Origin of the sequence: Streptomyces sp. SID1328 (assembly GCF_009865595.1) — a bacterium.
Taxonomy (GTDB): domain Bacteria; phylum Actinomycetota; class Actinomycetes; order Streptomycetales; family Streptomycetaceae; genus Streptomyces; species Streptomyces griseoluteus.
In genome coordinates this window covers 1-9,822 of the sequence record NZ_WWKH01000011.1, presented here as the reverse complement: position 1 = coordinate 9,822, position 9,822 = coordinate 1, and the positions used below count along the sequence as shown (strand labels likewise).

Annotated in this window: 15 protein-coding genes; 9 read left to right on the top strand and 6 right to left on the bottom strand. The window is 72.8% G+C overall.

Annotation, left to right across the window (positions count from 1 at the left end):
- The 3 genes from GT030_RS00480 to GT030_RS00470 form a co-directional block, all read right to left on the bottom strand.
- On the bottom strand, nucleotides 1–1,379 hold a 1,379-nt coding region (locus GT030_RS00480), incomplete at its 3' end, for a trypsin-like peptidase domain-containing protein (protein ID WP_161199287.1).
- A 61-nt stretch (nucleotides 1,380–1,440) separates the two neighbouring features.
- Nucleotides 1,441–1,704: a DUF3253 domain-containing protein gene (locus GT030_RS00475; protein WP_346009526.1), complete on the bottom strand. Its 264-nt coding sequence runs from the start codon at nucleotides 1,702–1,704 to the stop codon at nucleotides 1,441–1,443.
- An 18-nt stretch (nucleotides 1,705–1,722) separates the two neighbouring features.
- Complete coding sequence (locus GT030_RS00470) at nucleotides 1,723–2,586, bottom strand: LysR family transcriptional regulator (RefSeq protein ID WP_161199286.1); 864 nt, start codon at nucleotides 2,584–2,586, stop codon at nucleotides 1,723–1,725.
- Between the two features lie 93 nt (nucleotides 2,587–2,679).
- Here GT030_RS00470 and GT030_RS00465 point away from each other — a divergent pair, with 93 nt between their 5' ends.
- Entirely contained in the window at nucleotides 2,680–3,417 is a 738-nt protein-coding gene (locus GT030_RS00465) for an SDR family oxidoreductase (RefSeq protein ID WP_161199285.1), read from the top strand.
- Nucleotides 3,418–3,423: 6 nt separating this feature from the next.
- On the opposite strand, the gene GT030_RS00460 is transcribed toward GT030_RS00465, so the two are convergent.
- Entirely contained in the window at nucleotides 3,424–4,188 is a 765-nt protein-coding gene (locus GT030_RS00460) for a glucose 1-dehydrogenase (RefSeq protein ID WP_161199284.1), read from the bottom strand.
- A 53-nt stretch (nucleotides 4,189–4,241) separates the two neighbouring features.
- Complete coding sequence (locus tag GT030_RS00455; protein ID WP_161199283.1) at nucleotides 4,242–4,826, bottom strand: TetR/AcrR family transcriptional regulator; 585 nt, start codon at nucleotides 4,824–4,826, stop codon at nucleotides 4,242–4,244.
- Between the two features lie 194 nt (nucleotides 4,827–5,020).
- Between GT030_RS00455 and GT030_RS00450 the strand changes: the two genes are divergently transcribed.
- The 6 genes from GT030_RS00450 to GT030_RS00425 all read left to right on the top strand — a co-directional run bounded on the left by GT030_RS00450 (nucleotide 5,021) and on the right by GT030_RS00425 (nucleotide 8,357).
- Complete coding sequence (locus GT030_RS00450) at nucleotides 5,021–5,218, top strand: hypothetical protein (RefSeq protein WP_161199282.1); 198 nt, start codon at nucleotides 5,021–5,023, stop codon at nucleotides 5,216–5,218.
- Nucleotides 5,215–5,574 (top strand): SMR family transporter, encoded by a 360-nt coding sequence (locus tag GT030_RS00445; protein ID WP_161199281.1) that lies wholly within the window; start codon nucleotides 5,215–5,217, stop codon nucleotides 5,572–5,574. The genes GT030_RS00450 and GT030_RS00445 overlap by 4 nt, the downstream gene beginning before the upstream one ends.
- Entirely contained in the window at nucleotides 5,571–5,894 is a 324-nt protein-coding gene (locus tag GT030_RS00440; protein WP_161199280.1) for an SMR family transporter, read from the top strand. The genes GT030_RS00445 and GT030_RS00440 overlap by 4 nt, the downstream gene beginning before the upstream one ends.
- A gap of 442 nt (nucleotides 5,895–6,336) precedes the next feature.
- A complete protein-coding gene (locus GT030_RS00435) occupies nucleotides 6,337–6,738 on the top strand; it encodes a hypothetical protein (protein WP_161199279.1) in 402 nt (133 codons plus the stop codon).
- 183 nt (nucleotides 6,739–6,921) lie between these two features.
- A complete protein-coding gene (locus GT030_RS00430; protein WP_161199278.1) occupies nucleotides 6,922–7,095 on the top strand; it encodes a hypothetical protein in 174 nt (57 codons plus the stop codon).
- A 74-nt stretch (nucleotides 7,096–7,169) separates the two neighbouring features.
- Nucleotides 7,170–8,357 carry a PP2C family protein-serine/threonine phosphatase gene (locus GT030_RS00425; protein WP_346009525.1) on the top strand — a complete coding sequence of 396 codons (1,188 nt, stop codon included), beginning with the start codon at nucleotides 7,170–7,172 and terminating at the stop codon, nucleotides 8,355–8,357.
- A 10-nt stretch (nucleotides 8,358–8,367) separates the two neighbouring features.
- Here GT030_RS00425 and GT030_RS00420 read toward each other — a convergent pair whose 3' ends face one another.
- The gene (locus tag GT030_RS00420) at nucleotides 8,368–8,973 is read right to left on the bottom strand and encodes an NAD(P)H-dependent oxidoreductase (protein ID WP_161199277.1); all 606 of its coding nucleotides are present in this window, start codon (nucleotides 8,971–8,973) and stop codon (nucleotides 8,368–8,370) included.
- A 188-nt stretch (nucleotides 8,974–9,161) separates the two neighbouring features.
- On the opposite strand from GT030_RS00420, the gene GT030_RS00415 reads away from it, so the two are divergent.
- Together GT030_RS00415 and GT030_RS00410 are read left to right on the top strand one after the other, a co-directional pair.
- A complete protein-coding gene (locus GT030_RS00415; protein WP_202459511.1) occupies nucleotides 9,162–9,482 on the top strand; it encodes a hypothetical protein in 321 nt (106 codons plus the stop codon).
- Nucleotides 9,483–9,505: 23 nt separating this feature from the next.
- Nucleotides 9,506–9,793 carry a hypothetical protein gene (locus GT030_RS00410; RefSeq protein WP_202459510.1) on the top strand — a complete coding sequence of 96 codons (288 nt, stop codon included), beginning with the start codon at nucleotides 9,506–9,508 and terminating at the stop codon, nucleotides 9,791–9,793.
- Nucleotides 9,794–9,822: the final 29 nt, after the last annotated feature.

Sequence of the window (9,822 nt, the reverse complement as noted above, 5' to 3'; positions counted from 1 at the left end):
ACCCGCAGGCGGGGCGCGGCCAGCGGCGGCAGCCGTGGCGCGGCGAAGAACTTCACCCCCCAGTCCAGTTGGAGCGCGGAGGCGGCCTCCTCCTGTACGGCGAGCCGGCCGAGGGCCGCCTGGACCTCGGCGGCGCTCACGCTGCGAGCAGGGTCCCCGCGCAGCGGTTCGGGGTCCAGGGAGACGTCGTAGGCCAGGCCGGGCGGGGGTGTGCCCTCGAAGCCGAGGACGAGACGGAGGCCGCGCGGGCGGGCGCGGGCGGCCAGCCGGCCCAGTAACTGATCCATGAGGGCCTCGGGGTCCTGGGCCCGGTCGACGCCGCCCACCACCAGGCACGCGGGTGGCCTGCGGCGCAGCAGTTGCCGCCGTACCTCGTCGGGGTCGCCGCCGGGGAGCCCGAAGCGGCGGGTGAGGTAGCCGGCGAAGTCGCCGACCGACCTGCCGCGTGCGTCGTAGGCCGCGTCGATGGTGCCGAGCCCCAGGACCGTGTCGCCGGGGGAGTTGGTCAGCTCGGCGTCCGTGACACCGACGCGGGCCGCCGGGTCGGCCGTGCGCACCAGCCGGACCAGCCAGGAGTCGCCCACGGCGGTCGTGCCGCCGGTGCCGACGACGGCGGTGCCGGACCAGCCGCTGTCGAGCAGCCGGGTGAGCTCCTGGGTCAGCGCGAGCCGCAGCGGGTCGCCGAGTACGTCAGCGGGCAACTCGCCGCGTGTGGGCCCCAGTTCGTCGTTGCGGTCGCCGCCGGTGAACTCCTCGATCGTGGGGAGGTACCTGAGGATCGTCTCGGTCGGCAGCATCCAGGCCGCCTTCTCGTCGCCATTGACGTAGTCGGCCACCACGATGCCGATCACATGGCCGTCGAACTCCCCGCCCACCGCCACCGCACCGGCGCCGGAGTACCCCGGCTCGATCCAGGGGACGCCCTCGCGCATCCGGTTCAACAGGCCCCACTCGCCCTGCCGGTGACCGGACCCCGCCAGCCGGGCGTCGGCGCCCATGCCGAACGGCGCGTGCCGCGGGAAGCCGTACACCTGGACCGTGCCGCCGGAGATGGGCGCCTTCCACAGCCTGGTCCGGATGCCGCACCCGGCCGGCTCGTCGAGTTCGAGCAGTGCCACGTCCCCGCGCTGCGTGCCGTGTTCGTGCACCCAGGTGCCCGGCGCCACGTACGCGGTACGGCTCCACTCCGGGCGGCACGCCACGCTGGTGATCCGCAGGCGGGACGTGGTGCCGCCGGGTGCCGCCCCGGCGTACCGCACCACATGCGCGCAGGTCAGCACGTGCCGGTCGTCCAGCAGCACTCCGGCGCCGCAGGGCGTGCCCTCCTCGTCGTCCACTCGCACACGCCACGGCCGGTCACTGTGGTGATGCAGCGCCATGAGCCAACGGTAGGGCAACCGAGGGGAGTTTGACCCCGGCCCGTCGGGAGGAGGGGGCGCGCTACCGGCGTGCGCGGCGGATACGGAGGGGCCCGCGCGCCTCGGACTCCTCGACCGGCTGCCCGGACCGGGTCACCTCGACCTCACCGGCCGCGACCAGCCGCCAGGCCGCCCGGCGGACCGGTTCCATCAGGTCCCGCCAGCCGTCGTCGTCACCCTCGTAGGCCGCGCGGGCAGCGTCGGAGGGGCAGATCGAGGAGGTGTCGGCGCGCTGTTCCAGCAGGCGCATGATGGTCTGCTCAAGCCGCTGGTCCGGGTCCGTCACACGACCAGTCTGGCACCGTCAGAGCCGGGTCGCCGTACGGATCAGACCGGCCAGGGCGACCGAGCGGCTGTGCGCGGGCCAGGCGATGTGGGTGACGACCGGGGGCGCGTCGCTGAGGGGTACGGCGGCGTGCTCGGACCACAGCCAGGCGCGGGCGGACTCGGGGAAGACGGCCATCGTGCGGCCCAGTGCGATCAGTTGGGCCAACTGGGTCTGGTCGTGGATCTCGGGGCCCGGCCCCGGTGGATACGAGCCGTCGCGGGGCCAGCGGGCGTGCGGCAGGCCGGGCACATCGGTGATGTCGGCCAGGCTGAGGGTCTCGCGGGCGGCGAGCGGGTGCCCGGCGGGCAGTACGGCGATCTGGCCCTCGCTCATCAGCTCCTCGTGGTCGAACCCGGCGAGGGAGTTGAAAGGGGCGTGCATCAGGGCCACATCGGCGCGGCCGTCGCGCAGCATCTCCTCCTGCTCGCACATCCCGCTGGGCAGCACCTCGATCTCGGCGGCGCCGGGCTCGGCCGCGTAGGCGCCGAGCAGCTTCTGCAGCAGGTCGTGGGAGGCCGCGGCCTTCACCGCCAGCACCAGGCGGTCACGAGTGGCGCCCGCACCGTCGGCGTCCCCCGCGCGGCGGGTACGGCGGGCGGCGGCGGTGGCCGCGTCGAGCGCCACGCGGCCCTCGTGCAGCAGCACCTCACCGGCGCCGGTCAGGGAGACGCCCCGGCGGTCGCGGGCCAGCAGCAGGACCCCGAGGCGCCGCTCCAGCCGCTGGATCGCTCGCGAGAGGGGAGGCTGGGCGATGCCGAGCCGCTCGGCGGCGCGGCCGAAGTGCAGCTCCTCCGCGACGGCCATGAAATACCGCAGCTCACGGGTGTCCAATGCCTCCATGGCTCCAGCGTAGACCCGGTGATACCCGCCGGGTATCACAGCCCACCGCATCGGTGTTGGCACGACCCCCGCTCCGCGAGCGAGCATCGATACATGAGCGAAGCGAAGACAGCGCTGGTCACCGGCGCGAACAAGGGAATCGGGTACGAGATCGCGGCCGGCCTCGGGGCCCTCGGCTTCCGGGTGGGCGTCGGCGCCCGAGACGACGCGCGGCGCGAGTCCGCCGTCGAGAAGCTCCGGGCCACCGGGGCGGACGCCTTCGGGGTGCCGCTGGACGTGACCGACGACCGGAGCGTGGCCGAGGCGGCGGCGCTGATCGAGCAGCGTGCGGGAGGCTTGGACGTCCTGGTCAACAACGCGGGCATCTCCGGCGACATGGGGCCCAACTGGTCGCAGGACCCGACCACGATCGACCTCGACCTGCTCCGCACCGTCGTGGACACCAACGTCCTCGGCGTCGTCCGGGTCACCAACGCGATGCTGCCCCTGCTGCGCCGCTCGTCCGCGCCGCGCATCGTCAACGTCTCCAGCTCCGTCGGCTCCCTGACCCGGCAGGCGGACCCGGACATCGAGGTCGGGCCGATCATGGCGGCGTATGCCCCGTCGAAGACGTTCCTCAACGGCATGACCGTGCAGTACGCCCGGCAGCTCGCCGGTACCGGCGTCCTGATCAACGCCATGTGTCCCGGCCTGGTGGCCACCGACTTCAACGGCCACGCGGGCTCGCGCACCCCCGAGCAGGGTGCTGCCACGGCGATCCGGCTCGCCACCCTGCCCGACGACGGGCCGAGCGGGTCGTTCTTCGAGGACGCGGGCGTCGTCCCCTGGTGACCCGCGTCAGGCCGCCGCGCCTCCGTCCACGACGAGGTCGGTGCCGACCACAGAGGCGGCATCCGGCGAGGCCAGGTACAGCACCGCCGCCGCGATCTCGGCGGTGGAGGACACCCGTCCCAGCGGCGCCACGTCCTTCATCCGGGCCGCCCGCCCGGCGTCGGTCTCGCCGGGCCGCAGCGACATCGCGGTGTCGGACGGGCCGGGGCTCACCGCGTTGATGCGGACCCCGTCGGCGATGTGGTCCAGCGCGGCCGCGCGGGTCAGCGCGGAGACGGCCGCCTTGCTCGCGATGTACGCGGCCATGCCCTTGGCGCGGCGGTGTGCGCCCAGGTTGGAGGCGATGTTGATGATCGCTCCGCCGCCGGGCTGGGTGCGCATCCGGGCGATCTCGGCCTGAAGGCTGAACATGACTCCGGTGACGTTGATGTCGAGCAGGGTCCGCCAGTCCTCCTCCGGCAGATCGGCGACGGGGGCGCCGCCCCGGAAGACGCCCGCGTTGTTGACCGCGACATCCAGGCTGCCGAACCGGTCGACGGTGCGGCGGACCAGGTTCCTGACATCTTCGGAGCGGCTCACGTCCGCGGTGATCGCTGCCGCCCTGCCGCCCTTCGCCTCGATCAGGGCGACCGTCTCTTCGAGCGGTGCGGCGGTGCGGCCGGCCGCGACCACCGAGGCCCCTTCGGCGGCGAAGGCGAGTGCGATCTCACGGCCGATGCCGGAACCCGCGCCGGTGACGAGGACGGCTCTGCCGGTGAAGCGTGCGGTCACGATGGCGACTCCCCTTGTTGACTGTTCGTTCCACATACGAGGCGCCCGCCCCCTCAATCCAGCAGCTTCAGCGCCTGCTCGGCCGCGTCCACGACCCGACCCGGATCGCTCGACGCCTTGCCGACCACCCGCAAGCCCTGCATCAGCACCAGCAGCGTCCGCGCGAGCGCCCGCGGATCACGGTCCGGGGGCAGCTCGCCCTGCGCGCGGGCCCGTACCAGCGCCGAGTGCAGCAGGGTCTCGACGTGGTCCCAGCTCGCCCCCACCCGGCCGGCCGCGGCCGGGTCGCCCGCGCCCAGCTCGACCGCCGTGTTGGTGACGAAACACCCCTTGCCGCGCTGGACTTCGCTGCTCGCCTCGGCCGCGAAGCGCCGTACCACCGCCCGTACGGCCGGCAGCGCCGGGCCCGGCTGGGACAGTTCGTGCAGGAGGGTCAGGTCTCGGTTCTCGTTGTAGCGGTCCAGCGCCTTCAGGTACAGGTCGTGCTTGTTGCCGAAGGTGGCGTAGATGCTGGCCCGGCCGATGCCGAGGTGCTGCACGAGGTCCGACATCGAGGTCGCTTCGTAGCCGCGCCGCCAGAACAGTTCGAGGGCTGACTGGAGCGCCGCGTCCGGGTCGAATTCCTTGGTCCTGGCCACGGGGGGACCGTATCGGTTCTTGACCGATCGGTCCAGTAAAGGTGGGTCACCGGTGCGCTTCGCCAACCGGTTGGTAACGTCGGAGCCATGGCCAAGAACGCGAAGCAGCGCATCCTCGACGGTGCGCTGAATCTGCCCTGGGGCACCTGGAGACCGCCGACGCGCACTACGGCACCGCGCTGACCGAAGCCTGGGTGCGCCGTATCCAGTCCTGGCTCATCCCGCCGGACGACCTGCCGGACGCGGTACGGGCCCGGCTCACGGTGGACCGGCTGCCGGCCGACGGGTACTGGACGGCCGCCGCCACCGGCGTCATCCCCGTCCCCGCCCGCGACCGTGCCGAACTCCTGGGCGTCATGGAGGGCTTGTTGGCAGAGGACCCCGCGTCATGAGGAAATGGCTGCTGCTCGCCGCGGCGATCCTGCTGGAAGTCACCGCCACCCTCTCCCTGCGCGGCGCCCTCGACCACCCGGCGCTCTACGTCCTCGTGGCCGTCGGCTACGTCGGCTCCTTCACCGTCCTGGCACTGGTGCTGCGCGCCGGACTGGCCCTGGGCGTCGCCTACGGCATCTGGGGCGCGTCGGGTGTCGCCCTCACCGCGATCCTGGCCGCCTTCTTCTTCGGCGACCCGTTCACCGGGGTCATGGGCCTCGGTATCGCCCTGGTGATCGCGGGCGTGCTCTGCGTCGAACTCGGCGCGCAATCCGCCCGGGCCCGCCGCCCCCGCGAGGAAGGGGCGCCCCCGTGACCTGGGCCTTTCTCACCGGGGCCATCCTCAGCGAAGTCGCCGGCACACTGTGCCTGGGCATGGCCTCCCGAGGGCGCGGGAAGAGGGGGCTCGCCGGGACCGTGACCGGGTACCTGGCCGCCTTCACCTTCCTCACCCTGGCCCTGGGCGGCGGCATGGCCCTCGGCGTCGCCTACGGCATCTGGGCCGCCGCCGGTGTCGCTCTCACCGCCGTCGCCTCCCGCGCCCTCTTCGGCGAACCCCTCACCAGGGTCATGGGCGCGGGTATCTGCCTCATCGCCGTCGGGGTGCTGTGCATCGAACTCGGCGCCGGACACTGACCGGCCGATACCGGGTCCGGTGCCCGCCGGCCCCTGGCACCGGTGCCGACCAGGACCCCAACCCCGCCCACGGGCCGAACGCCTAGGCGATCACCGGGTTGTCGTGACCTCCGTCGGTGTCCCCGCCCTGGAACGGCGGCCTTACCGCCCTCGGATTCGGCCATTCCGCATCCGTCCCCGCCTCGCACGGCGGCATCGCCCGGACAGCCGGTGACGCCCCGTGGGTCCGGCGACGGACGCGACCGTACGGGCGGTCAGCAGGCCTGACACGTGTCTCACGGGCCGGTGCGCCCCGTCCCCTCCCTCCGATCCGAACGAATGGCCGATTCGCTGCGCCGACCGAAGGGCCGGAGTGGCCACGGAACTTCTCCGGGTACTCGTGTCGCATCCCAAGTCCCGTACACACCAAGGGACTTGACGTCCTACGAGAGGGAGTCGAACGATGAACCGCAAGCTCTTCAGGACCGCGCTGCCGCTGATGGGCGCCGTCGCGCTCGCCGCCGTCCCGGCGGTGACCGCGCAGGCCGCGCCCGCGCAGGCGGAGCCCTGTGTCCAGAAGGTCGCGGTGGTGAACAACTCGGGGTTCGTGCTGTCCTGGGCCGCGAGCACCCGTACCGGGGAGCAGTCGCCCTCGACGGACGCGTACCCCGTGAACCAGACCCGGACCATCGACCTGACGACCACGTCGTTCCCGGAGGGCACCGACCTGCGCCCGTACGTCGACGCCGTCGCCGGCACCAAGAACTACGGCAACCGGTACGTCTCGTACTGCGACAACGGCCAGACGGCGACGTACTCCGTCACCGGGACCACGCTGGACTACTCGGTCACACTGCTCGACTGACAGGGGTGCACCACCAGGGGGCCGCGTCCGACGGGCGCGGCCCCTTCGCCGCATCCGGGGGCCCGCTGGAGGCGGAAGCACTGGTGACGGCTCCCAGCGGGAGGTGCTCGCCATGAAGGACGCCGACTGTCTCCGCACGAGACACCCCGGCCCGGGCGGCGGCCGCGCGCCCGCACCGCAGCCGTGATCACCTTCGCCGTCGTCTCGCTCACCCTGCTCGCCGTGGCCGTCGCCTCCGTACACCCCCTCCTGCTCCGGGGTCTCCGCGGCCACCTGGCTGCTGACGCCGGCCGGGCTGATCCGGCTGACCCCGCGCTGGAGCCGGGGCATGGGGGCGAGACCCCCGTGATCGAATAAGGGGCGTGACACGCCCCACGCTCGTGTGCCGGTCCGGCCGACGGGAAGGAGAATGGCGAACCAGGGAGGCTGACGTGACGCGCGACAGGATGGGACTGGCCGAGGTGTTGGCGGCGGCGGAGGCCGCGGCGCCGGTGGCCTCGCTCGACGTGGTCGCTCGCAACCTGCGCGACCGGTTCGGCGCACAGTACGTGTCGTTCCTGTTCGTCGACGTCGTCGGGCGCCGCGTGGTGCGCGTCACCGAGGAGACGTCCACCCAGCAGGGCCACCGCGCCGACCAGATCCCACTGGCAGGCAGCATCTACGACGAGGTCCTGCGCACCCAGAAGCTGGTGCGGGCGGCGGGCGGCGGCGAGGGACAGCGGGTCCTCGCCCCGGTCACCAACCGCGGCGACACCATCGGGGTGCTCGAACTGTGGCTGCCCGAGGTCACCGAAGAGGTATTGGAGCAGGTCGAGGAGGCCGCGCACGCGCTGGCGTACATCGTGGTCACCGACCGCCGCTTCACCGACCACTACCACTGGGGCCAGCGCACCACCCCGGTGAGCCTCGCCGCGGAGATCCAGCGCCAGCTCCTGCCCTCCGCGCCCTCCTGCGAAGCCGCCGAGTTCGCCCTCGCCGCCGCCCTGGTCACGGCCGACAGCAACGCCGGTGACACGTACGACTACAGCCTCGACCGCGACACCCTGCACCTGTCCATCACCGACGCGATGGGCCACGACGTCGACGCCGCCCTCATGGCCACCCTGCTGGTCAATGCCTCGCGCGGCGCCCGCAGAGCCGGGGCCGGCCTCCCGGAACAGGCCCACCGCATCCACCAGGCCCTGCTCGACCACGGCCGGCGCACCTTCGCCACCGGCCAACTGCTGCGCATCGCCCTCGACGGCAGCCGCGCCCAGATCGTCAACGCCGGGCACGTCTGGCCGCTGCGGCTGCGCGACGGCGTGGTCGAACAGATCCCCCTGCACGTCAACCTGCCCTTCGGCGTGACCGGACAGCGTGAGCCGCACGAGGTGCAGGATCTCGACCTGCGCCCCGGCGACCGCCTGCTGCTCTGCACCGACGGCATGCAGGAACGGCGGGCGGAGTCCGTCGACCTCCCCGGGCTCCTCGAGGCCACCGCCACGGAGCACCCGCGCGAGGTCGTACGCGTCCTGGTCGCCGCGGTCATCGCGGCCTGCGGCGACCGCATCGAGGACGACGCCACCGTGCTCTGCCTGGACTGGTACGGCCCCGCCGCCGGCGGCGGCGCGGACGTCTGACCCTCCTCGGTCAGGACGGAGGCGCGGGTACGGGGTGGGCGGCGAGCGCCTGTGCCGTGTGGAACAGGTTGGACGCCATGGCCCGCCCGGTGGAGGCCGCCCAGTCGTGGCCGCGCTGCTCGTCCAGGTAGTTCGGGCCGGGGCCGGGGCCGAGGTGCCAGTACGTCCACGCCTGGCCGGGGATCGTGTACCCGATGTCGCCGAGGGCGCCGTCGATCTCGCTGATCACGTGGTGGGCGCCGTCCTCGTTGCCGGTCACCACCACCCCGGCCACCCGGTTGTACGCGACCGGCCGCCCGTCGGCGTCCGTCTCGCCGATCATGGCGTCCATCCGCTCCAGCACCCGCTGCGCCACCGACGACGGGTGCCCGACCCAGGTCGGCGAGGCGATGACGAGGATCTGGGCGGCGAGCAGCTTCGCGTGCACACCGGGCCACTCGTCCCCCTGCCCCATGTCGGTCTCGACACCGGGCGCGATGTTCAGATCGACGGCCCGTACGACGTCCACCTCCACTCCGTGTCCCTTGAGTGCGGCGATCACGATCCCCGCGAGCGCCTCGGTGTTCGAGGGCTCCGGGGACGGCTTGAGGGTGCAGTTGATCACTAGTGCGCGCATGGGGTGTGGGTTCCCCGGTCGCCGGGTTCGAAAGGTGTCGGGTGCCGGTATTCGCCCGGACGGACCGGGGCCCGTCCCCGCAGCCACGGGCGTGCCCCGTCCCGCGTGCACTCTGTTGCGGGCATGTCAATCCGCGCTACGGTCTACCCGCGTCAACCCACACCTCCCCCACGAGGAGTCGATGCGCCATGCCCCTGCTCGGACGAGCCCTCGCTCTCGCCGCCCCCGCGCTGGCCACCGCCGCGCTGCTCCAGATCCCGGCCCCGGCCCAGGCGGCCGTCGTCCCGGACCATGCGGTGATCATCTGCCAGAGCGCCAGCTTCTACGCCAACTACGACAGTTCCTCCGGTCCCACCGGCCTGGTCCGGACGCTGTACTACGGCGACAAGGTCGGCCACACCCGAGGCGCGCACCCCGTCTACAACGGCTGGGCCGCCGCCTTCGACTTCGGCCCCAACGACTGGGGCTATGTGCGCGACGAATGCATCGGCGGCTACGGCTCATGGTGAGCCGGGACCTGGGAGGCAAGGGCATGTCCACACCCCGTACCGTCCGCTTCGCGGCGTTCGCGGCCGCCGTCGGCGCCGTCCTGCTGCTGGGTTCCGGACCCGCAGAGGCCGCCGACGGCACCGTCGGCACCCGCGAGACCGTCTGCGCGCAGGACCTCTTCGTGCGGACCGAGCCGGTGGGCGCCTGGATGGGCACGCTCTACAAGGGACAGACGTTCCTGGTGGAGAGCAAGCAGTCCGGCTGGGCGTACGGCTTCGCCTACGGCGACATCAACCGCCGGGGCTGGGTCCAGGACGGCTGGTTCTGCTAGGCCCTGTCTGACAATTCCCGTCTGCCGCG